Origin of the sequence: Enterococcus casseliflavus NBRC 100478, assembly GCF_001544095.1 — a bacterium.
Classification (GTDB): Bacteria; Bacillota; Bacilli; order Lactobacillales; family Enterococcaceae; genus Enterococcus_D; species Enterococcus_D casseliflavus.
Genome location: NZ_BCPT01000003.1, coordinates 218,387 through 241,536 on the forward strand (window position 1 = coordinate 218,387; position 23,150 = coordinate 241,536).

25 protein-coding genes and 1 riboswitch are annotated in these 23,150 nt (G+C 43.8%); of the genes, 19 read left to right on the plus strand and 6 right to left on the minus strand.

Annotated elements, in window-relative coordinates; translation table 11 throughout:
- Nucleotides 1-74 precede the first annotated feature (74 nt).
- Nucleotides 75-935: a metallophosphoesterase gene (locus ECA1_RS04260; RefSeq protein WP_015509322.1), complete on the minus strand. Its 861-nt coding sequence runs from the start codon at nt 933-935 to the stop codon at nt 75-77.
- Between the two features lie 174 nt (nt 936-1,109).
- Nucleotides 1,110-1,826, minus strand: a complete 717-nt coding sequence (locus tag ECA1_RS04265; protein ID WP_060791833.1) for a hypothetical protein — start codon at nt 1,824-1,826, stop codon at nt 1,110-1,112.
- A gap of 185 nt (nt 1,827-2,011) precedes the next feature.
- On the opposite strand from ECA1_RS04265, the gene ECA1_RS04270 reads away from it, so the two are divergent.
- The 15 genes from ECA1_RS04270 (at nt 2,012) to ECA1_RS04340 (ending at nt 16,253) form a co-directional block, all read left to right on the plus strand.
- Entirely contained in the window at nt 2,012-2,782 is a 771-nt protein-coding gene (locus ECA1_RS04270; RefSeq protein WP_005225534.1) for a TatD family hydrolase, read from the plus strand.
- Nucleotides 2,775-3,347 carry a ribonuclease M5 gene (gene rnmV, locus ECA1_RS04275; RefSeq protein WP_016608225.1) on the plus strand — a complete coding sequence of 191 codons (573 nt, stop codon included), beginning with the start codon at nt 2,775-2,777 and terminating at the stop codon, nt 3,345-3,347. Before ECA1_RS04270 ends, rnmV begins: the two co-directional genes overlap by 8 nt.
- Nucleotides 3,344-4,231 (plus strand): 16S rRNA (adenine(1518)-N(6)/adenine(1519)-N(6))-dimethyltransferase RsmA, encoded by an 888-nt coding sequence (rsmA, locus tag ECA1_RS04280; RefSeq protein WP_005225536.1) that lies wholly within the window; start codon nt 3,344-3,346, stop codon nt 4,229-4,231. Before rnmV ends, rsmA begins: the two co-directional genes overlap by 4 nt.
- Before the next feature lie 118 nt (nt 4,232-4,349).
- Entirely contained in the window at nt 4,350-4,961 is a 612-nt protein-coding gene (locus ECA1_RS04285; protein ID WP_060791834.1) for a hypothetical protein, read from the plus strand.
- Nucleotides 4,962-5,099: 138 nt separating this feature from the next.
- Entirely contained in the window at nt 5,100-5,870 is a 771-nt protein-coding gene (locus tag ECA1_RS04290; RefSeq protein WP_060791835.1) for a C39 family peptidase, read from the plus strand.
- A 399-nt stretch (nt 5,871-6,269) separates the two neighbouring features.
- Entirely contained in the window at nt 6,270-7,238 is a 969-nt protein-coding gene (locus tag ECA1_RS04295) for a homoserine O-succinyltransferase (protein ID WP_060791836.1), read from the plus strand.
- Complete coding sequence (locus ECA1_RS04300) at nt 7,228-8,427, plus strand: MalY/PatB family protein (RefSeq protein ID WP_060791837.1); 1,200 nt, start codon at nt 7,228-7,230, stop codon at nt 8,425-8,427. Before ECA1_RS04295 ends, ECA1_RS04300 begins: the two co-directional genes overlap by 11 nt.
- Nucleotides 8,417-9,511, plus strand: a complete 1,095-nt coding sequence (locus tag ECA1_RS04305) for an aminotransferase class I/II-fold pyridoxal phosphate-dependent enzyme (RefSeq protein ID WP_060791838.1) — start codon at nt 8,417-8,419, stop codon at nt 9,509-9,511. The genes ECA1_RS04300 and ECA1_RS04305 overlap by 11 nt, the downstream gene beginning before the upstream one ends.
- A 256-nt stretch (nt 9,512-9,767) precedes the next feature.
- The gene (locus tag ECA1_RS04310) at nt 9,768-10,598 is read left to right on the plus strand and encodes a MetQ/NlpA family ABC transporter substrate-binding protein (protein ID WP_060791839.1); all 831 of its coding nucleotides are present in this window, start codon (nt 9,768-9,770) and stop codon (nt 10,596-10,598) included.
- Between the two features lie 51 nt (nt 10,599-10,649).
- A complete protein-coding gene (locus ECA1_RS04315) occupies nt 10,650-12,230 on the plus strand; it encodes an ABC transporter substrate-binding protein (protein WP_060791840.1) in 1,581 nt (526 codons plus the stop codon).
- Nucleotides 12,231-12,302: 72 nt separating this feature from the next.
- Nucleotides 12,303-13,262, plus strand: a complete 960-nt coding sequence (locus ECA1_RS04320; RefSeq protein WP_002307597.1) for an ABC transporter permease — start codon at nt 12,303-12,305, stop codon at nt 13,260-13,262.
- Nucleotides 13,262-14,092 (plus strand): ABC transporter permease, encoded by an 831-nt coding sequence (locus ECA1_RS04325; protein WP_010747808.1) that lies wholly within the window; start codon nt 13,262-13,264, stop codon nt 14,090-14,092. Before ECA1_RS04320 ends, ECA1_RS04325 begins: the two co-directional genes overlap by 1 nt.
- 3 nt (nt 14,093-14,095) lie before the next feature.
- On the plus strand, nt 14,096-14,974 hold the full coding sequence (locus ECA1_RS04330; protein ID WP_060791841.1) for an ABC transporter ATP-binding protein: 879 nt from the start codon (nt 14,096-14,098) through the stop codon (nt 14,972-14,974).
- The gene (locus ECA1_RS04335; protein WP_002316738.1) at nt 14,974-15,864 is read left to right on the plus strand and encodes an ATP-binding cassette domain-containing protein; all 891 of its coding nucleotides are present in this window, start codon (nt 14,974-14,976) and stop codon (nt 15,862-15,864) included. Before ECA1_RS04330 ends, ECA1_RS04335 begins: the two co-directional genes overlap by 1 nt.
- Nucleotides 15,861-16,253: an OsmC family protein gene (locus ECA1_RS04340; RefSeq protein WP_002307605.1), complete on the plus strand. Its 393-nt coding sequence runs from the start codon at nt 15,861-15,863 to the stop codon at nt 16,251-16,253. The genes ECA1_RS04335 and ECA1_RS04340 overlap by 4 nt, the downstream gene beginning before the upstream one ends.
- Nucleotides 16,254-16,307: 54 nt before the next feature.
- On the opposite strand, the gene ECA1_RS04345 is transcribed toward ECA1_RS04340, so the two are convergent.
- A complete protein-coding gene (locus ECA1_RS04345; protein WP_015509334.1) occupies nt 16,308-16,964 on the minus strand; it encodes a Crp/Fnr family transcriptional regulator in 657 nt (218 codons plus the stop codon).
- A 222-nt stretch (nt 16,965-17,186) separates the two neighbouring features.
- On the opposite strand from ECA1_RS04345, the gene ECA1_RS04350 reads away from it, so the two are divergent.
- From ECA1_RS04350 to ECA1_RS04365, 4 genes are all read left to right on the plus strand, one after another.
- The gene (locus ECA1_RS04350; protein WP_060791842.1) at nt 17,187-18,452 is read left to right on the plus strand and encodes an MFS transporter; all 1,266 of its coding nucleotides are present in this window, start codon (nt 17,187-17,189) and stop codon (nt 18,450-18,452) included.
- Nucleotides 18,453-18,483: 31 nt separating this feature from the next.
- Nucleotides 18,484-18,666 carry a hypothetical protein gene (locus ECA1_RS04355; RefSeq protein ID WP_005225550.1) on the plus strand — a complete coding sequence of 61 codons (183 nt, stop codon included), beginning with the start codon at nt 18,484-18,486 and terminating at the stop codon, nt 18,664-18,666.
- Between the two features lie 232 nt (nt 18,667-18,898).
- Nucleotides 18,899-19,000: riboswitch (THF riboswitch) on the plus strand.
- A gap of 26 nt (nt 19,001-19,026) precedes the next feature.
- Nucleotides 19,027-19,557 carry a folate family ECF transporter S component gene (locus ECA1_RS04360; RefSeq protein WP_005225551.1) on the plus strand — a complete coding sequence of 177 codons (531 nt, stop codon included), beginning with the start codon at nt 19,027-19,029 and terminating at the stop codon, nt 19,555-19,557.
- Between the two features lie 130 nt (nt 19,558-19,687).
- Complete coding sequence (locus ECA1_RS04365; protein WP_060791843.1) at nt 19,688-20,914, plus strand: glycoside hydrolase family 3 protein; 1,227 nt, start codon at nt 19,688-19,690, stop codon at nt 20,912-20,914.
- Between the two features lie 72 nt (nt 20,915-20,986).
- Here the strand turns inward: ECA1_RS04365 and ECA1_RS04370 are convergent, their stop codons facing one another.
- From ECA1_RS04370 to ECA1_RS04380, 3 genes are all read right to left on the minus strand, one after another.
- On the minus strand, nt 20,987-21,838 hold the full coding sequence (locus ECA1_RS04370; RefSeq protein ID WP_060791844.1) for an Rgg/GadR/MutR family transcriptional regulator: 852 nt from the start codon (nt 21,836-21,838) through the stop codon (nt 20,987-20,989).
- 404 nt (nt 21,839-22,242) lie between these two features.
- Nucleotides 22,243-22,431, minus strand: coding sequence for a hypothetical protein (locus tag ECA1_RS04375; RefSeq protein WP_005225554.1), 189 nt, complete (start codon nt 22,429-22,431; stop codon nt 22,243-22,245).
- Between the two features lie 270 nt (nt 22,432-22,701).
- On the minus strand, nt 22,702-23,150 hold a 449-nt coding region (locus ECA1_RS04380), incomplete at its 5' end, for an IS3 family transposase (RefSeq protein WP_155642939.1).

Here is a 23,150-nt window from a genome sequence, read left to right on the forward strand (position 1 = left end):
CAAAAAGAAAATCAGCGAATCGAACGTTTGCTGAAACGAGTCGCTGATTTTTTCCCAATTGCACCGATGAACAGTTAAGAAACGTTCAATTGCTGTTGCGGTTCTAAATGGTAATAAAGGATCTCAGGTGGGACACCGAGTCGGGCGGGAATCTTGGTCATACCAACCCCGCTGGAAACACTTAATAAGGTCTCATTGCCTAAAAGGTAGAGCCCATCGGTATATTTCAACGCGCCCTTTGTTTTCGCATAATAAAAAGGCAAGCGAATCTGCCCGCCATGGCTATGGCCAGAAAGAATCAAGTCGTAGTTTGGCAGATTGGTGATCCGAGAAACATAATCGGGTTCATGGAGCAAAAGCAACTGCCATTCTGCTAAGGTTGCTTCATAGGTAAAACTGACTTTCGGACTTTCTATATCGATACCGACAATATTCATCGACGTTTTGTCATCAGAACCAAAAACCGACTCATTATCAAGTAAGGTAAACCCTGCATGCTGGTATATTTCCTTAACAAAGTAATGCCCGTCATTCAAATGGTCATGGTTCCCCATAACTGCGATCTTACCCAGAGGCGCTTGCAATTTTTTCAGCTTTTCGATCAGTCGCTTGGTTGAACGATGCGGCCATTTTTTATAATTATCGATCAGATCCCCCGTGATGATGATCAGATCCGGCTTATTTTGGATCGTTGATCGAATGATGCGATTCATTCGCCGTGGTTTGTACCAACGAGAAAAATGAAGGTCGCTGATATGGGCGATCACGAGATTGCTTTCTGCTTGATAAAGATCGTAAGCCTTTGAAATATCTAAGACGGTGCGCTTGTCTTTTTTTATGAGGTAGTGCCGTTGTTTGAGAAGATGCGGTTCAATAATAAAGGAGTAAACTAGCAAGCCCGTAAGGAGGAATGCAATAAGAATGAGGGTGTACATGGCGTGGCTCCTTTTTTGATTTGCTAGTTTCTAGCATAGTAGATTCTTACAAAAAAAGCAATCATGCGAAAGCAAAAATAACAAAAAATATCCATCGTATTTCGTTTGTTTCTTCCATGAAAAAAAGATACAAAAGGGGCGGCAATAGCCGATCTTTTGTATCCTAGATCGCAATTATTTGATTTTCACCAAACGTTTAAAGCGTGCTTTGTGTTTGACGGGGATCAAAGCCATGACACAATCATAAGGGACGGAGATGATCGCCCATGCGAGACTTTTACTTGAAGCAAAGGGATAGTTTTGCTTTAAGACAAAATGGCCACTGATCAAGGCAAAACCGATACTGCCGACCCACAGCCATTGCGGGTTCCAATTCGTAAAGTGTTGGAGGGCTGTGATGACAAACGGATAGCCGTAAAAGTACAATGCAGTCAAAACGAAAGTGACATTTTTGGTTAATTGACGCAGGGTCAGTAAGAAAAATAAGCCAGAAAGAACGATACCCAATGGCGGGAACAGACTAACTAAGAAGGAATACACGATGCCCCATACGATCATGCCAGGTCCTTTGACGAGAGCGGCTAAGACAAAGACAAAAAGTAGGAATAAGAGCTGTTGCGAAAAACTTGCTGCTGTCAAAAGTCCGAAGAAACCAACCAATAACCAGTGAGAAAAAGTCGTTGTTTGATTCTTTTGTGGTGTCTGTTGCTGCAATTTTAGCCAGGTAGCAAAATTCGGGAAATCATGCTGGAAATTTCGCTGAAAATCGCTGTTGAATGCTTGATGGGCATTTTGCTGCCGATAGTAATGATATTGATGTTTTAACGTGCCTTTCGTGGCTGCTTTTTGGCCAGAAAAAAAGCGGCCGGGATCAATTTTTGATCGTTCCATATTTCCACCTCCATACGATTTCGTTACCCTCAGTATAGAGAAAATCAGCTTCGGCGTCCTCCAACTTTGGGCGGATTTTTTTTGCTTGCTGAAAGTTTTCTTAAACTGCTGAAAAAAGCGAAGAGGATTCGTTTCTTAAACCGTCAAAATATGCTAGAGTATAGAAGGACTAAGGAGGAGATTTCATGATTTTTGATTCTCATACACATTTGAATGCAGAACAGTTTAACGAAGACATTCCCGAAACGGTCGCCCGTGCGCAAGAACTAGGAGTAACGGAGATGGCGGTCGTCGGTTTCGATCAGCCAACGATTGAAAAATCGTTAGCATTAAGCAAAGAATATCCTGGCATTTACAGTATTATCGGTTGGCATCCAACCGAAGCTGGTTCTTATACCCCACAAGTGGAAACCTATTTGCAAGAGCGCTTGGAACAACCAAAAGTCGTTGCCCTAGGTGAAATCGGTTTAGACTATCACTGGATGGAAGATCCGAAGGAAGTTCAAGAAAAGGTCTTTCGTCGGCAAATGGCGATCGCCCGTGAACATCAGCTGCCTATCAGTATTCATACCCGTGAAGCCTTAGAAGATACCTATGCGATTTTAAAGGATGAAAAAGTCCAAACGATCGGCGGCATCATGCACAGCTTTAGTGGGGACGGCGAATGGGCGAAAAAGTTCTTGGACCTAGGAATGTATATTTCCTTTAGTGGTGTCGTGACCTTCAAAAAGGCGACGGAGGTACAAGAAGCTGCGCAAGTCGTGCCACAAGATCGGCTACTCGTTGAGACTGACGCGCCGTATTTAGCCCCTGTTCCTTATCGTGGCAAGCGCAATGAACCGGGCTATACTCATTATGTAGTGGATAAAATCGCGGAGCTGCGGCAAGAAGCGGTGGCTGATGTTGCGGCCTACACGACAAAAAATGCCCATCGCTTGTTTAGGATCAATGACTAATAAACCGAAAATCGAAGAAATCATTGTCGTCGAAGGCAAAGACGACACCCGCCGATTGCAAGAAGTGTTCGATGTAGATACCATCGAGACGATCGGTTCGGCGATCGATGACACGATCCTTGATCAAATCGAGCACGCCCAAGAGACACGAGGGGTCATCGTGTTTACCGATCCCGATTTTTCGGGAGAAAAGATCCGCAAAATCATTATGGAAGTCGTTCCTGATGCCAAGCATGCCTTTTTACCGCGCAGCCAGGCAGCACCGAAAAGCAAGGGCAGTTTAGGCGTGGAACACGCCAGCCATGAAGCGTTGAAAGAAGCCTTGCGAAAAGTCGTAACCCCGATTGCTTCAAATGAAGTCAGTGAGGGGACCATTGATCGGCAACAGTTGTTAGCGTATGGCTTGATCGCAGGGGCTGGAGCGAAAGAGAAACGAGAGCGGTTGGGGGATCTTTTACGCATCGGCTATACGAACGGCAAACAATTAGAGAAGCGGCTGACAATGTTTCGTATCACCGATGCAGAGTTGGCAGAAGCAATGAAAATAGTGGAGGAAGAATTGTGAAGGAAGAACGGGATATAGCAACCCCCTCAAGAACCAAAGAGATTTTAGCGAAACATGGCTTTACCTTTAAAAAAAGTTTAGGGCAAAACTTCTTAACAGAACCGAATATTTTACGGAAAATCGTAGAAACTGCAGGCATCGACGAGACGACAAACGTCATTGAGGTTGGTCCTGGAATCGGTGCGCTGACCGAACAGTTGGCAAAACATGCCAAGCAAGTGTTGGCGTTTGAAATTGATGATCGGTTGATCCCAGTGTTAGCCGACACAATGCAGCCATATCAAAATGTGAAAATCATTCATCAAGATGTCTTGCAAGCAGATCTGGCAACGACCATTCAGTCAGCATTCAGCGATACGGCTGCTTCATTAAAAGTTGTCGCAAATTTGCCCTACTACATCACTACGCCAATTATGATGCACTTTTTAGAGTCTCAGGTAAAAGTAGATGAAATGGTCGTGATGATGCAAAAAGAAGTGGCAGATCGAATCTCAGCAGTTCCCGGGACTAAAGCCTATGGCTCTTTGTCGATCGCTGTGCAATACTACATGGAAGCAAAACTGGCATTCATCGTCCCGAAAACCGTTTTTGTGCCCCAACCGAATGTTGATTCGGCTATTTTGAAATTGACGCGTCGATCACAACCAGCAGTCGCAGTCACCGATGAAAAAGAGTTTTTCAAATTAACGAAAGCAGCCTTTCAACTGCGTCGTAAAACCCTTTGGAACAATTTGCAAAATAGCTATGGAAAAGATGAAACAACCAAACAGTGGTTGGCAGACAGCTTAGAAGCAAGTGGGATCGATCCGAAACGACGTGGAGAAACGCTGTCGTTAGCGGAATTTGCCAAATTAAGCAATGAAATGCAAGCGCGTAAAGGATAACTTCAATAAAAACGGATGTTGAATAAACATTCGTTTTTTTGTGTCTTGACACCTCGTGGAAATACCAGTAGAATAAGCAAGACAGAACTGTCATGACACATTGAAGGAGAGAGTATAAATGAAAAATCATTCCATCCGCCATTTAACGATCGCTGCATTGTTGATCGGCATGGGGATCGTCATTCCCATGGTAATGCCCAAAATCGTCATCGGACCAGCATCTTTTACCTTAGCTAGCCATGTGCCCGTCTTTGTGGCGATGTTCTTTTCACCTGCGATGGCGATCGCGGTAGCTTTAGGAACGACCTTTGGCTTTTTCTTAACACTGCCACCAATCATTGCTTTACGGGCATTGTCCCATGTTGTTTTTGCCGTCATCGGTGCCTTTTATTTACAGAAGCACCCAGATATTTTACTAAAAAATGGCAAACCCTCTTTATTGAATATCAAATTTCAGAGCTTTAACTTGATTATCGGACTGATCCATTCTGCCGTAGAAATGGCAGTCGTTGCCGCCTTTTACTTCACAGGAAATGTACCAGGGACCGCATTCGATGGTAATTTTTACTATTTCTTGTTCGTTTTGATGGGGATCGGCGGTTTGATCCATAGCTTGATCGATTTCAATTTGGCTTATTTTGTTGCAGGTGCCTTAAGCAAACAATTTGATATTCGTTCGTTTTCGAAAGCAAAAGGACGCTTTATTCAGAAACAGAAGAAAGTGGCATAAGCGCCAGTTTGAATAGACCCGCTGCTTAAACGGGTCTATTTTTTTTTGTTTAGATTAAGAAAATACTCCTTCCTAAAAAGTTTATTATAGTGAAATAATAAACAGAAATAAGTTATAATATACAAGAGGAGGAAGTAGATAAAGAAGAAAAAGTTAAAACGGTTACTTTTAGGTATGTTCGTCTTGATGCTCTTCTTTCTGCTGATTTTTTATGACAGTAAGAACGGGCAGTCCCCCTTTGAAAAGATAGAGGATGAATTGACACTAGCACTTTCGGATGAAGAACAAACACCAGAGCCTGAATACAGTGAGGTTATTCAATTGGATGTTCCGTTAGAAAATCAATTCGATGAAGTGGCGTTAGGGAACGGCTGTGAGGTAACGGCTTTATCGATGCTCTTGAATTTTTACGGATTTGATACCAATAAAAATCAATTGGCGGAAGAATTAGCGTATGTCCCGCTTTATGAGGATTATTATCACCATGGAGATCCACGAGAAGGCTTTGTTGGAAACATCTATGGCGGCGATAGCGCGATGGGGGTTGACGTAGAACCGATCACCGATGTCGCCGAAAGGATTGTAAAAGAGCAATACGAAGTCATTAGTGGACGAGACAAAAGCTTTGATGAGATCGTCAAAGTACTACAATCTGGGAAACCAGTTTGGATGATTGCGACGTTAGAATTACAAGTACCGACCGATGCTGATTTCTTTCAGTGGAATACCCAAAATGGCGAAATTCTTGTGACGGCATTGATCCATTCGGTGGTGATCACAGGTATCGATGGTGATACGATGTATGTCAACGACCCTTATGGGCATAAGGATCGTGAAGTCAGCAAAGAAGACTTAGCAACGATCTATGAAAAAATGGGTCAGCAATACTTATATTTAGAAGAAATCTAAGAAAAATCCCTAACTTGCCGTTGACAGTAAATGAAAAAACAATTATAATTTTTTAAAATTAAACAAAGAAATCGAAAACGTTGAAGAGAAGAGTAGCAGATCAACAAAGGTACAGAGACTCCGGTTGGTGAAAAAGGAGACATGCGGTGATCAGTGAAGATGAGCTCTGAGTTTTTTTGTTGGTTCACGCCAGCAAAACGGCATGCGCCCGTTACAGCGCCAAGTATCATAGTGTACTGTTGAGGTGTTATTTGTGAGAATAGCACGAATTAGGGTGGTAACGCGCATCAAGTCGTCCCTTTTATCCGTAAGGATAAAAGGGCGGCTTTTTTTGTTTTTCACAGCTGAAACTATTCGCCTTCTCTTCAACAAGAAATTTAACTGTAAGGAGTTGAAGCAATGCCGATCATTATTCCCAAAGAACTACCCGCTGCAGCGGTCCTGCAAAAAGAAAATGTCTTTGCCTTACTGCAGCATAAAGCGGCGAAACAAGAGATTCGTCCCTTGAAGATCGCAATCGTCAATTTGATGCCGAAAAAGATCGCCACAGAAAATCAATTGCTGCGCCTGCTTTCCCAAAGTCCGCTGCAAATTGAAGTAACTTTATTGAAAATGAAGTACCACGAAAGTAAAAACACGTCTGTCGATCACATGGAAAAGTTCTATCAAGAATTCTCAGTGATCCAGTCCCAACGATTCGACGGCTTGATCATCACTGGTGCCCCTGTTGAAAAAATGGCCTTTGAAGCCATTGATTATTGGCAAGAACTGCAAGAGATCATGGATTGGAGCCAGACGAATTGCACTTCAGTCCTGCATATTTGTTGGGGGGCACAAGCTGGTCTTTATTACCATTATGGTATCGACAAAGTGTTGTACCCAAGCAAATTGTTCGGTGTCTTCGAACAAGCAGTCACACATTTTCATCCGCTCGTTCGCGGTTTTGACGACGTCTTTTATACGCCCCATTCGCGCTATACTGGCATCGATGAAGGCCAGCTCGCCCAGACGCCTTTAGAAATCTTGGCAGCGGGTGTTGAAACAGGGCCTTCCATCTTCGTATCAGAAGATCATAAAAATGCCTTCTTGCTAGGGCATTTTGAATACCACACAACGACCTTGAATGAAGAGTACTTGCGAGACATGGAACGGGGCTTAGCTACCGCATTGCCTAAAAATTACTTTGCCTATGACCGTTTAGGCGGAAAGATTACCAACCGTTGGCGGGGACATGCCTCTTTGTTTTTCAGCAATTGGATCAATGAAACCTATTTGCGAACGCCTTATGACCTGTCCGTCACGCCGACGAAAGAAGGTTACCGAATTGGCAGTGAGCCAGAAGGTCGGGTGAGTATCAATGACGATTGAGCATTTTCTCTCCCACTATGCTAGACAGCGAAAAGGCACTGATTCTTTAAAATGGGATCTTGTGGATCAACGGTTCCAAGGAGAAAAGCTTTTGCCTTTATGGGTAGCTGATATGGATTTTGCTGCGCCAAAGGCAGTGGAAGAAGCCTTGCAGCAACTGGTTGTTCAAGGAACCTTTGGCTATGCGATTCCCCCCTCAGGCTATTTTTTAGCCTATCAAGCTTGGCAAGATCGCCACTGGGGGACGAAATTCGAAGAAAAATGGCTCTCGTTTTCCACAGGGGTCGTCCAATCTTTGGTTGATTTGCTTCATTGTTTCACAGAACCAGACGATGGCATCTTGATCCAGCCGCCCGTCTATTATCCCTTTTTTGACAGCATCAAAGAGACGAAAAGGCGCTTGATAGAAGCACCCTTACAAAAGGTGGGGAATTCTTATCAAATCGATTTTGCTGCTTTTGAAGGCAAAATCATTGAAGGAAAAGTGAAACTATTTATTCTCTGCTCCCCCCACAATCCAGTAGGGCGGGTCTGGCAAGAGAAAGAACTGCATCAGTTATTGGCCATTTGCCAAAAACATGAGGTTGTCGTGATCGCCGACGAGATCCATTGTGAGCTGATACTCGGTGAGCAGCAATTTGTTTCAGCCGTGACAGTGGCACAGGGGGTCGGCTTTGAGAAGCTGATCGTTCTGGATTCGCCCTCAAAAACCTTCAACTTAGCAGGATTATTGCTCTCTCATGTTTGGATTCCTGATTTAGAGATGCGCAGAGCCTATGAGGAGTGGTGCCGACAATACAAGCAGACGGAAGTCAATCGTTTGGGATTGGTGGCTGCGAAAGCCGCGTATGAATCGGGGGATCAATGGCTAGCGGACCTGCTTTTGGTGATTGCTGCCAATGAACAAATGGTCCGCCAGCAACTGCAAGAAGCATTTCCCAAAATTGAGCTCCTGCCATTAGAAGGAACCTATCTTCTCTGGGGCGATCTGCGGCAAGTCATTGCCAAAGAACGAACCAAGCACGTGATCCAAGATACTGCCGGTCTGGCAGTCGACTATGGGGAATGGTTTTCACAAGACGGTCAGGGCTTGATTCGTCTGAATCTTGCGACAACACCGACGATCATTCAAGAAGCCCTTGATCGCATGATCGAGGCAATCAAAAAGGAGGAACGACATGACGATTGATACAGCAACTTTTCTGGCACAATTAGGCAATCATTCGGATCAGCAAACTGGGGCGATCAGCCCACCGATCTATCTTTCCACGACCTTTGCTCATCCTGCGTTAGGGCAAAGTACAGGCTATGATTATACCCGTACCAAAAACCCGACCCGTGATATCTTAGAAGCAGGTCTTGCTGAATTAGAAAAAGGAGCTCGGGCAGTAGTGACCAGCTCTGGCATGAGTGCGATCGCTTTGATTTTTGACTTATTTACCAGCGGGAGTCGCTTTTTGGTTTCTCGTGATTTGTATGGCGGTAGCTTTCGCTATTTTGCGGAATTGGAAAAAAGCCAACGGGCATTCTTCGATACCTTCAGCACTGTAACAGAATTAAGTGAAAAACTAACTGACGAGGTAACGGCTGTCTTTTTAGAGACCCCAACGAATCCTTTGATGACCGTGACGGATATTGCTGAAACCGCCAAACTTGCTCACGACCATGGGGCGCTACTGATCGTAGATAATACCTTTTTGACGCCGTTACGGCAGTTGCCCTTAGAAGAAGGCGCGGATCTAGTGATCCATTCAGGCACCAAGTTCTTATCAGGTCACAATGATATTTTGGCTGGCGTCGTCATCGCCAAAGATGCGCAAGTAGGGGAGCGCTTGAATTATTTAGCCAATACTTCAGGCCCGACCTTGAGCAGCTTTGATACGTGGTTATTCATCCGAAGTTTAAAGACGCTGCCGTTGCGCTTTGAACGGCAAGAAGCCAACGCCAAGGAAGTTGGCCGCTTTTTACGAGCCCATCCGGCGATCAAAGAGGTGCTGTACCCAAATGCAGGGGCGATGATCAGTATTCGGGTGCTTGATGAAACCAAAATCAGCGGCTTCTTAGCGGCATTAAAGGTCTTTACCTTTGCGGAAAGCCTGGGTGGTGTGGAAAGTCTCATCACGTATCCAACGACACAGACCCACGCAGATATTCCTCAAGAGGTACGAGAATCTTATGGATTGACGCCGGATTTTTTACGGATCTCCATTGGGATCGAAAGCAGTAAAGATTTGATCGATGACTTAGAAAATGCACTGAAGATATTCAAATAACCCAACCACAGATCAGCTAGTGAAAAACTTACTTTTGTAGAGTAATTTTATTGACAGTTTTAGTTGTATAGGATAAAGTTACACTACATATGAATAGTGAGTCCGATGTTTTCGGTTGACGGCAACAGGGATTAACCATTTCTCCTTTGAAAAAGTAGGTTGTTTTGAGAAACAGAGGGGAAATTGGTCTAGTTGGGCCATTCGACAAGGAAATAGGACGATTGATCTGAGGAGGGAACAAAAGGGGAAAAAAGGGATGAAAAGAAATGTAGTAAATGTGTTGACGACAGGAGTGATTGGGCTGCTTGCCTTGTTTAGCTTGGCTGCCTGTGGCACCAACCAAGCGGATGAAGAAACGACCGTCGTCAAATTAGGTGTCGTTGGCGAACAAAATGAAGCCTGGGAACATGTGCAGGAAGAATTGAAGGAAAACGAAAATATCGACTTGCAACTGGTGAAGTTCACCGATTATCGCCAACCAATCGTCGCACTAGAGGATGGGTCAATCGATCTTCACGCAGCATTGACGGAAATTTTTATGGATAATGTCAACGAAGAAAGTGGTTATTCCAACACGACGATTGCGTATACGACATTAAACCCACTTGGTATTTATTCCGATAAAATCACTGATGTCAGCGAATTGGCAGATGGTGCTACGGTGGCTTTACCCAATGATGTGTCAAATGAAAGCCGCGCACTATTACTCTTACAAACGGCCGGTTTGATCAGTTTGGATGAATCAAAAGGGTTACTGCCAACAACCAGTGATGTCACTGAGAATCCCAAAGCCTTGAAATTTGAGCTGCTTGATTCCAATCAAACGGCTCGGGCAATGACCGATGTCGACATCTCTTTGATCAACAACGGCATGGCAGTCGATGCTGGCTTGGTTCCTACAGAAGATGCGATTTTCTTAGAAACTGTGGCTGACTCCTCCACGCCCTATTATAATGTCATTGCTGCGCGAGCAGACGAAGCAGAAAATGATGTGTACCAAACGGTCGTAGCGTATTACCAGACCGATGAAGTAAAAGCAATTATTGACGAAGTTACCAAGAAATCAAGTATCCCTGTTTGGGAATAAAAAGCAAAAAATCTACTATAATTATATAGGAACAGGAAGTAGGATGGAAAAATGATCAATTGGAAAAAAGGTTTAGCAAGTGTTGCCGTCGTCGGACTAGGATTCGTTCTAGCAGCCTGCGGTGGATCAAATACAGAGGAAACGGCAACCAGCAGTGCAGCTGGTACTGGCGATGATGCAACATTCACTTATGCCATCAGCGGGGACCCATCGTCCACCAACCCGATCAACACCAGTGATCGCTGGGGCTTGACAGTGACAAACATGATCTATTCTCCACTCGTTACAGTGGAAGCAGATGGAACAACACAAAATGCGTTAGCGGAATCAGTGGAACCGGCGGAAGACGGCCTTTCATTGACCGTGCATTTGAAACAAGATGTCAAATGGTCAGATGGCGAAGATTTTACTGCCGATGACGTTGTTTTCACGTATGAACAAAAAGTCAAAAAAGAAAACGGCAATGCCGATTCGCTTTGGGTCGACGACCAGCCGATCGCGATCGAAAAAGTGGATGAATACACCGTGAAATTTGTGTTGCCAACACCGAGTGCAGCAGCAATCAGCAATATCGCAACCGAAACATACATCATTCCAGAGCACATCTTTAAAGATGTTAGCGACTTTTCGGTCAGTGAACTGCCTGAAAAACCAGTTGGTACGGGTCCATATCAATTGAAAGAATACAAACGTGGTGAGTACTTTACTTTTGAAGCCAATGAAAACTATTATGGCGGCAAGCCTTCGATTCAAAACGTGACCTTGCGGATCATTGAAAGTACTGATACGGCCAAAGTTGCTTTGCAAAAAGGGGAAGTTGACGCAGCCGTTGTTTTGCCTTCAGATATTGAAGACTTAGATGATACGCAAATTTCTGTTTATCCCTATACAGAAAACCGCATCGGATACTTAGGCTTAAATACTCATTCAGATGCATTACAAGATGTGAAGGTTCGTCAAGCAGTCTTGTATGCTTTGAACAAAGATGAATTAAATCAAGCAGCGTATTTAGATGAAGACTATTATGCAACACCGTATTCATTCTTACCACCGAACAATCCATACGTTACCGAAGATGTCGAGAAATATGAAACAAATGCTGAAAAAGCAAAAGAGCTTTTACAAGAAGCAGGTGTCACTGATTTGTCATTGAACTTGGCGTTTAACTCAACTGACCCAGCTCAAACGATCCAAGCTACGTTGATCCAACAACAATTGCAACAAGCAGGCATTACAGTTACCCTTGAAGGGGGCGATGGTACTGCGATCTTCACTGAGTTGAAAAAACCTGATTCAACGAAATACAACCTGTTCCTTGGCGGGTATATCATGGGGAATGACCCTGACTTATACGGCAGTTTATTCGAAACTGGCGGCAGTGCCAACTACTTCCAAAGCAATAGCGAAACCATTGACAATTTGTTTGCGCAAGCAGCAGTTGAATTGGACACAGACAAGCGTGAAGCATTGTACGATGATCTGCAAAAAGCCATTGCTGACGAAGCGATCATTTACCCAATCGTTGACAACAAGAAAATCTTAGCGGTCAATAACCGAATTGGTAATGTAGAAGATGCAGGATTGATCCCAATCTATACATTCGAAGATATGTCTAAATTGACAATCAAGTAAATCCATTGGCTGTGATAAAGAGGAATCTTTTTTATCACAGCTTTTTTCTATGAAAAAGAAAGAAGGTCAATTATGTTTCGATATATTGCAAAACGAGTATTGCAAGCAATCCCTTTGCTATTTGTGATCTCTTTTATCGTATTTTCACTAATACATATCGCCCCGTATGATGTGATCGATTCCATCACGACACCGAATATGTCACAAGAGCAAATCGATCTGTTGCGGCAGCGCTATGGCTTGGATCAACCCTTTTTGGTTCAATATTTTCTTTGGATCAGAAATGTTCTTACTGGTAATCTTGGCTTTTCGTTGGTTTCTCAAAGCAGCATTTCACAAGAACTTGCGACTCGGATCCCGAATACGATGCGGCTAGTGATCCCTGCATATTTGACGGCTTTATTGCTGGCGATCATTTTGGGTCTGTTAGCCGCTGCCAACAAAGGAAAGATTTGGGATCGGATCATTGACGCTGTGGCATCTCTAGGGATCGCCGTGCCGACCTTCTGGTTTGCGATGATCTTGATTTATGTATTTGGTTACTTATTGAATATGTTCCCAATCATTGGCATGTATACAGTCGGCAAAGAAGGGGATTTTGGCGATTTTCTGCAGCACTTTATTTTGCCTTATATCACATTGACTGTCGCCTTCTTCCCAGATTTGACAAGGTATATTCGGGCATCAGCGACTCAGCAAGTATCAGAAGACTACGTGATGGTGCAACGGGCATTTCATGCCAGCAAATGGCAGATTTTCAGCCGTCACATCAGTCGCAATATTTTGATTCCCGTTGTCACCCAAATCGGCTTGGCGTTACCGATGTTAGTTACCGGTGCGATCATCACAGAAACGATCTACGGCTGGCCGGGCGTCGGACCTTACTTGATGAGTGCAACGAAAAGCCTCGATTATCCTGTGATCATGGCGATCATGCTGCTGTCAGCAACACTGGTCATCTTAGGGAATTTGTTAGCGGATGTATTATATTCCGTGGTTGATCCACGTATCCGTAAAGGAGGGAGCAAGTAATGAAACGTTTCAAAAAAATCAGTGAAGTCATGCTTGCTTCGCCCATCTATACTTTTTCTGTCGTTTTCTTGACGTTATTGATCGTGTTATCGCTCGTTGCGCCTTTGATCCCGATCGATCCCAATGCAACGGATGTCAGTAACATGTCACAGCCACCGAGCTGGGCTCATTTGTTTGGGACCGATGAAGTGGGCCGGGATTACTTTATTCGGGTCGTCTACGGCGGTCGGGTGTCCTTGTTTGTAGGTGTGTTGGCAATGATCACTGCGACGTTTATCGGGACCCTTGTCGGTCTTGTTTCTGGCTACTTTGGCGGATGGATCGATAACTTGCTGATGCGGCTCGTCGATGTGTTGTCATCAATTCCTTGGCTGGTGTTAGTGATCGTTTTGAGCGTCTTTTTACGTCCTGGACTAACCACGATCATTATTGTGATCGGCGGGTTTTCATGGATGAACATCGCTCGTTTGATTCGTGGTGAAACGTTAGCAGCGAAAGAACGGGAGTATGTTGCTTACGGGAAATTTATCGGTCGTTCTTCATTCAGTATTATCGTGAAGCATGTTTTCCCAGCAGTACTGCCAACCTTGATCGTTGCGGCATCCGCAAGTATTTCTGGAGCGATCATGACCGAATCAGCGTTGAGCTTCCTCGGATTAGGCATTCAGCAGCCGATGGCTTCGTGGGGCAGTCTGTTGCAAAATGCGCAAAACAGCTTGCAGCGGGCACCATACATGGCGATCCTTCCAGGGCTCTTTGTTATTTTCACCATCTATTCCTTCAACAACATCGGCGACATGATCAAACATGTCTTGCAAAGGGAGGTGTGACCGATGAAGACAGAATTGTTAGCGATCGAAGCGTTGAATGTGACGTTTCACAGCAAAACCGGTCCGAAACCGTTAGTCAAAAAGCTGGATCTAGTGATTCCAAAAGGCAAAGTGGTTGGGATCGTCGGCGAATCTGGTAGTGGCAAAAGTATGACCATGAAAAGTGTCATGGATCTTTTGCCTGATAAGGTGACCGATCACTATGCCAGTTATACATTTGAAGGAGCAGCAGTGACCGATCGTCGAACATTACCGATCGCCATGATTTTTCAAGACCCGATGACTTCGTTGAATCCTTTGCGTACGATTGGCTATCATTTGATCGAAGTGATTCGCCGCTCACAAAACGTATCGAAAAAAGCAGCTCAAGAAATCGCCGTCAAAGAGTTAGAAAAAGTCGGCATACCTTTTCCAGCACAACGTATGAAACAATATCCCCACGAGCTATCAGGAGGGATGCGTCAGCGGGTGATGATCGCCATGGCTTTATTGGCGCAACCGAAATTACTGATCGCAGATGAACCGACGACGGCTTTAGATGTGACGATCCAAGCACAGATTTTGGCATTGATCAAAAACCTGCAAAGAGAGAACCAGCTTTCCGTCGTCCTTGTGACCCATGACTTTGGGGTCGTTGCAGGAATGTGCGACTTTATTAAAGTGATGTATCAAGGTCGAGTCGTGGAAGAAGGCACCACAGAAGAAATCTTTTATCAACCTGCGCATCCTTATACGAAACAATTATTGCAGGCGGCCCATTTAGGCGACAAGCATGCCGAATTAAAAGTCTTTGACTATCATGAGACATTGGCAGATGAGTTGCAAGAAACGCAGTTATCTAAGACCCATCGCGTTTGGCGCAATCAGGAGGTGACAGAATAATGGAAGAACTGATTCGCGTAGAACATGCGACGAAAACCTTTCGCAGCAAAAACTGGCGCGGCACTGTCAGTGAAGTCCGAGCGGTCGAAGATGTCAGCCTAACGATCCATCGGGGCGAGACATTGGGGCTAGTAGGGGAATCTGGGAGTGGGAAAACCACTTTAGGACGCAGTATTTTAAATTTAGAGACCTTAACAAGCGGGGAGATTTTCTTCGAAGGCAAAGAGCTAACAGCATTGACGGCAGAAGATCGCAAAGCAGCGTATCAGCAAATGCAGATCATTTTCCAAGATCCGTATTCATCATTGAATCCCCGCATGACGGCACTTGAACTGGTGATGGAGCCGTTGTATCATGAAACGAAAGATGCTGCCCGAGCGAAAGCCAAAGAAATCTTAGCGATCGTCGGGATCACGGGTGATGATGTCCATAAACTGCCCCGCAGTTTCAGCGGCGGACAACGACAACGGATCGGCATCGCTCGTGCGGTGGTCAATCGCCCGGCGTTCGTCTTGTGTGATGAACCGACTTCGGCATTAGATGTCTCCATTCAGGCTCAGATCATCCAATTGCTGCTGCGTCTGCAAAAAGAGTTTTCGTTGTCTTATTTGTTCATTTCCCATGACTTGTCCGTGATTCGTCATATCAGTGACCGAACAGCCGTCATGTATCAAGGGAAATTAGTTGAATTGGCACCTACCGACCGTTTGTTTGACAATCCGCTGCATCCTTACACGAAGAAATTATTAGCAGCAGCGCCGATCGCTGATCCTGTGTTAGCAAGAGGTGCGATGGAACAAACGGAAATTCAAAGCACGATTACTTTGACACCATTGTATGAATGGGTCGAAGTTGAACCAGACCATTTTGTGAGGAGAGAAAAACGATGACAGTAGAAACATTGACGATCCATCAAGGAAGCGACAAACTTGAAATGACGACCCCAACTGGCAATTGGGTGTTAGCACGGGAAAAAGGCTATTCGCCAGTCCAAATGCTGGTGAGTGCGGTCGCTGCTTGCGGCGGCTATGTATACGCATCTGTCCTAGAGAATTCAAAAATCACAGCAGAAATCGAAAAGATCGAAGTCAGCTATGACCGAGACGACAACAAAAAAGCCCAACCAGTCAGTGCCATCCACATTCAGTTTTATGCGAAAATCGCTGAAGCCGACCATGACAAAGCGACCCGTTGCCTAAAACTCGTTTCACCAAATTGCCCCGTGATCCAATCATTAGATCCAGCGATCGAAGTGACGGAAACGGTGACGTTTATTTAATCGAAAAAGACTTTGTGTGCCTGAAATCAATAGGCGTACAAAGTCTTTTTTTGATCAATAAATAATATTCTCCCGAATAAAGTCGATATCTGTCACTAATAGTTTGCGATCGACACTTTTTAGGGCGCCAGATTCTCGTAATTTTTGCATCATTCGATTGACACTGCTGGCAGAGGTAATGCCGCAAAAGCGAGCGATCTCCTCATTGGTGACTTCAAAGTCAATCAAGACACCATCTGTTGTCTTGATTCCGAACGTTTCATACAGCTCATTGATTTGGGTACAGACAGCACCAAATTTGCCGTTCATCAGCATTTGCTGCATCTTTTTCATCGTATCCATCAAGTTTCTTCGATAATACTCTTTGACATAATCCTGCAGCAGGCGATCACGATTGACATCTGCCCAAAATTGATCCCGCACAATTTTGTATAATTCGGCTTCTTCTGATTCAACCCGCACATTAAAAGGGGCTTCGACTTCTTGAGAGGATTCGTCTTTAAACAAAGAGACGATCTCAAAATCCGTCAAATAGCGCAAGTTGAATTCGCGCCCTTCATGGGTCACTACGCTAGTTTTGATGATGCCTTTTTTTAAAATATAGACGTAGCGATCCGGGATGCCTTCATATGTCAAGTAACTCTTTTTCTTACGGATAACGACCGGTATTGCTTGTTTTTCTAAATAATCACGTAATATCTGTTTCTCCACCCACGTTACTCCTTCACTTCATGCCAACCCAACATTTTCTGAAAAAAATCTGAAATTTCCTCTATTCATGCTTCATTAAAAGACATTTCTGGTGAAAAAGCAATAACAAATGTTAATGTTTCTTGTTAATGCTCTTTTTTAACAGCAAAAGCGCATTTCAAGTAGAGGAAGTTTCGGTATAGTAAAACGCATCACAGCACAAACAGGAGGAATGGAAGAAACATGTCAGATAGGGAAACCAATCAAGAAGGAGTCGTCAGCTCGTTGCCGTCAACTAAAAATGAAAAACTTTGGAACAAAGGGTTTGTCACGATTACCTTGATCAATTTTATCGTCTTTCTCGTGTATTATTGTTTTGTCGTCATCACCGCGAAATTTGCCACGCAGGAGTTAGGGGCATCCACTGCACAAGCTGGCTTGGCAGCGGGGATCTACATTATCGGGACCTTGATCGCTCGCTTGTATGTTGGGAAAATTTTAGAATTAGTTGGTCGTAAAGCCGTTTTGCGCTGGGGGATAGTGTTTTATGTCATTACCACCGCTGCTTATTTGGTCTCAGTCAACATTTATATTTTAGATGCGGTGCGCTTTTTCAATGGCTTTGCTTATGGTGCCGTCTCGACTGCGGCTAATGCGATCGTCACCGCTTATATCCCAGCTTCCAAACATGGCGAAGGGATCAATTACTATGGATTAAGTACTAGTTTAGCAGCGGCGGTCGGACCTTTTATTGGTATGCTTTTACTACCGACAGTCGGCTTTGATTTCATTATTTGGTTAGCAACTATTTTATCGATCGCAACAGCCATCGCTTGTTTCTGGTTCCCGGTCAAAAACATCCCATTGACGGAAGAACACAAAGCACAGCTGCAAAAATGGTCCATCAAAAGTTTTGTCGAACCAAAAGTCTTTTTCATTTCTGGGATTGCCTTTTTGATCGGGTTGGCTTATTCCAGCGTTCTCGGCTTCTTGTCGATCTACGCCAGTGACCTTGGGTTGGAAACGGCCGGTGCCTTTTTCTTCATCGTCTATGCACTTTCTGTGACCTTCACACGGCCAATGACGGGCAAACTGTTTGACCGTCATGGCGCAGATGCGGTCATGTATCCTAGCTTTCTATTCTTGACCCTTGGTCTTTTCTTATTGAGTATTACTGGCAACAGCTGGATGTTGTTGCTTGCGGGTTGCTTTGTCGGCTTGGGCTATGGCACCTTCATGTCCAATGGCCAAGCCGTCTGTCTGAAAGAAGTCGATCCTCACCGAGTTGGCGTAGCGCTCTCCACTTATTTCATCGGGCTGGATCTCGGCTTAGGCGTAGGTCCCTATGCACTAGGAAGCTTACACGGTCTGTTTGATTATTCGCAAATCTACACCTTATGCGGACTGATCCCAGTCGTCGTTCTTGTTTTATACAAATTGTTTTATAAAACGAAACGCGCAGTTGCCGCCGTTGGTACGATGAAGCAGCCAATCAACGAAGAAGACTAACCTCAACCATTACAAAAAGGAGTGTTTCACCATGGATAACAATCAATTGATTATTGAAGCATTGAACAAATTAGTAACGAATATCAACGAATTGAATGAAGAAATGCATGCCATGAAAGAGGTTACCGCAACAATGACCCATGAACAGCTTGCTATCGATCATCAATTACGCGACATCAAATCGGTATTGATCAATGACAATCTGATTGGGTAAATTGTCATAAGGCTTGAAAGGAAACAAGAAACAGGAATGAACGCTTTTTTTTGAGAATGTTTCCTGCTCACTTACTGGTGGTAGAAAGATTCACATGAGAAAAGCGTTTTATTGATGCACAAAAAAAGAAAAGCGAACATTGGCAGATTTTGTACAAGAAAATAAGCAAGAAAAATTGTAGCAGTCCGCGCTTGTATGCTATAGTGTGTCTGGGTAGCAATACCTAAAAAAAATCAGAGTAGGAAATAAAGCGTCAAGTGCTGAAAGGATGGGATGTTGCCTTTCGGACGAAGAACGATCATTCGTTCGCGGTTTTATTTTCGCATTCGCTGCATGAATTTGTAGCAACTCTAAAAGGAGATGCTCGCTATGAAAAGAAAAGTCGATGCACACATGATTGCGGTCATGGGACTTTTGATTGCCTTAATGGTGGTCTTGTCGCAAATCTTGGGGTTTGAAACCTCCTATATCAAAATCACATTTTCCTTTGTACCACAGCTGATCATGGGTATGCTGTTTGGTCCGTTTTGGACAGCAGTTGGCTCCTCATTAGCCGATATCGCAGGAATGGTGATTTTTCCAAAATCAGCCTACTTTTTCGGCTTTACCATCAATGCCTTCGTTGGTGGACTGATTTATGGCTACTTCTTTTATCGGAAAGAAGTCACATTAAAACGAGCGGCGATGGTCGTCTTGTTAAATACACTTTTAATAACCTTGATCTTAACACCGATCTGGTTAGCTATGATGCTGAATATTCCTTTGACAAGCTGGGCGATCTGGTCGGTCCGCTTGCTAAAAGCAGTCATCATGTTCCCGATACAAACTGCGTTGATTTACATCGTAGGGCGTGCGGTACCATACAAACGGCTGATCCGACGGTTCGTTTAACGAGTAAAAAAGAACGATAACATCCATTGAAGTGAATCATCTGCGAATATTTCGTCAGTGGTTCACTTTTTTCTTTCTAAGGATTGGCTTAATCATTCTCAATAACTTGTTTAGAGGGGAAGGGGAACCTATGAATAAAAAAGGACTCGCTATGGGACTGTTTCTTTTCTTGGTCTTAGCAGCAATGGGAGGGATGAAGTGGATGATAGAACAGCAAAAACAGCAAACTGAAGAGCCAGCCATGATCCAGCAAAGCAGCTTGAGGGACGAAACACAGGAAGAAAGCAGGGAAAGTCAGGAAACCACCTCAGTTTCCACGTCAACTTCTGTTTCAACTTCCACGCAAGAACAGCCAGAAGAGGCAATAGCAGAAAAAATCGCCACGATGAGTTTAGAGGAAAAGGTCGGGCAATTGTTTTTTGTGCGTGTGCCAGAAAGCAATCAAATCGAAGAGCTTCAAAAGTATCACTTTGGTGGCTATCTGTTATTCGGCCGTGATACCGAAAATGAAACGGCGGAGCGCTTGAAACAGAAAATTTCAGATTACCAAGCCGCCAGCGCCATTCCGCTGTTGATCGGTATGGATGAAGAAGGGGGCACAGTGACTCGCATCAGCCGCAATCCGAACCTTACGGATCAGCGTTTTCTCTCACCACAACAGCTGTATGCCCAAGGTGGATGGTCAGCGATCGAAGAAGATACAGCAAAGAAAGCGGAAATTTTAAAAGCTTATGGCATCAATGCTGGGCTGTTTCCCGTTGCCGATGTTTCCACTGATCCGCAGTCCTTTATCTACGACCGAACCATTGGCATGGATGCGCAGGGCACGAGTGCGTTTGTAGAACGTGTGGTTCATGTTTTACAGAAACACCACGTTGGGTCTACCTTGAAGCATTTTCCTGGCTATGGCAACAATCGTGACTCGCATGTCGAAATCGTCACCGATGATCGCCCGCTATCTGCACTGCGGGAAACGGATTTTCTGCCTTTTGCCGCAGGGATCAAAGCTGGTGCCGATAGTATTTTGGTCGCCCATACGATCGTCAATAGTATCGATAAGACCGTACCCGCCTCTATTTCAAAACCCGTGCATGAGCTGCTGCGAAATGAATTGCATTTTAAAGGGGTCATCATGACGGATGATTTGGATATGGCAGGACTTTCTGAGTTCATTCCGCAAAAAGAAGCCGCATTACAGGCGTTGCAGGCGGGAAATGATCTAGTGATCTCCTCTACCTATCAAGAACAGATTCCTTTTGTGGTACAAGCGGTTGAAGATGGCCGCTATTTAGAAGCTGATTTGAATGCTTCCGTCAAACGGGTCTTGCTCTGGAAAGAAGCATTGCATTTACTTTAAGAAAAAAATAAACCTGCTGTTTCCTCCGTGTAAGAGAGTCGTTCTCTTACTGAGAGGAAGCAGCAGGTTTTTTTAGATACTCTGAGCCAGTGCCTCTAATTCTTTGGCAAAGGCTTCTTGCCCAATAAATCGCAGATAGTCCAATGCTTTTTCAATCGTGGACATTCCCAGCGTACGATCTCCTTGAAACAAGGCGTAGATGCCTTCGAAATAACGAATCATCAAGCGGATACGATCATTGTCCGGCGGCAGGTGATCGGCTAGATACGTCAGCACATGCGCCAACTCGGCAGGTTTTTTGCGATCGATAAACAAGAAAGCCGCATTCGTCAGCAATTTTGTGTAGATTTGATAATTGATACTTAGCGTATTGCTGTAAAAAATTTTTTTATTCAGGTGTTTCATTTGATACAAGATGTACTCGTCAGAAAAAAGGAAAAGCAGATTGGTAAATAAGGAGATTTCAAACTTTCCCCACGTGTCGATGCGTTCCAAGTATTTCTTGATGGTCGCTTCGATGATGCAACGTTCTTCCTCGTCGGTAACCACGCCTTTTTTCTCTAAAATCAAAAAGAATTGACTATACAGGACATAATAGAAGAAATCCTTCGTGGTTTTATACAGCGCTTGGGCTTTGTTGATCAAAGAGAGGACTTCAGAATACTTGCTTTCATAGTAAGCGGTGGTCAACTGTTTGGATAGCTGCTTTTTCTCGCTGACTTGATTGTCATCCAAGCGATACTCAAATTCCTCCAAAGTGACATTTAAGCGGTCCAAATACTGGTGCAAAATATCAAAGGCGATGCGGTGCCCTTTTTGTTCAAAGGTTGCCAGTGTACTGCGTTCTGAAATGTTCTCAACCAATTTTCGCTGTGAGATATTTCGTTCCGTTCGTAACTCTTTTAACAAGTCATTGGCCTTCAAAAAATCCCTCCTAAAAAAAGTGGACGGAAAAATAGTCCAAATATGTTACAGCTTTATTTTGCGGGTAAACTTGAAGAAAGTCAATTAAAGGAGGAGAAATGGATGTTTGATTTTTTTAGTTTTCCCTGGGAAGTTGTAGAACTAATGGCTAACGTTTTTTCTTTCTTCAAATAATCGATCCTTTGTGATTGGTTAGCAATTGATTTTTTAACAGGAAAAAAGTATAAGTGGTTTCACGTAATAAGTTACTGTTCATTCGCGCATTCAAACGCCCTCTCCCCAAACAGCTTACCCTGTCAAGGTGCGTAGGTCTGCCGAATCCCTTTTAAAAAAGGAGCAAACACAACAGCGAGTGATTGCTCTTTTTTTGTTGGTCAAAAAACCTGCATACGGCATCCCAACAGTCAGTTTTGTTTTTTCTTGAACATTGGTTCATTCGGATCAGAATAGTAATCAGGATTGAATTCATCATCGATCGATACCCCGAAAAGAGAGACGAGACTGGGAAGAACCCCAATCACGCCGAGGACGACGGCAACTGGAAGGTAGAACTTTTTGCGCTTGTACCACGGAAGCTGCGATTTCTTTTCCATAGGAACTCCTCCTTTTTAAATAGTGTAGCATGTTCTGAGTTGGGTGTGTTAATAATTACCTTCAATATTTAAAAATATACTAAAACGGTATATCTGATGGGATAAAAAGTTTCGCTAGGTAAATTTAGGGAGCGTTCGTTTTTGTCATTGTTGCCGGAATCAAGTTTTATAAAAAAGGAACCGAGTAAGAAAGCCATGTAGTGACCCCAAAAAGTTAGACTTTTATGGAGTGGAGAAATCCACTCCTTTTTTGTACGATAAGATTAACTGTTAGACAGCTGTTTTTACAGCTTCTCGAAACTGAACCGGACTTCGCCAATTTAATTTCTTTTTGATGCGTTTATGGTTGTAATAATAGATATATTGGTCAATTTTTGTTTTCAATTCATCTAAACTCCGATAGACTTCTCCATGAAAAATCTCTTGCTTTAATAAACCAAAGAAGTTTTCCATAGGTGAGTTATCTAAACAATTCCCTTTACGAGACATACTCTGGAAGATTTTATGCTGCTTCAATTTATTCTTATAAGCATTCATTTGATAGGCCCATCCTTGATCTGAATGGAAGGTTCTACGAAATGGACAATCATTTGTCATCTGGATTGCTTCTTCTAATCCTTCCATTATGGCTAGTGCGTTTGGTTTTTCAGAAATCCGATAAGATAGAATTTCACTATTGTAGAAATCCATGAAAGGATCTAAATACAGCTTTTTCTGAT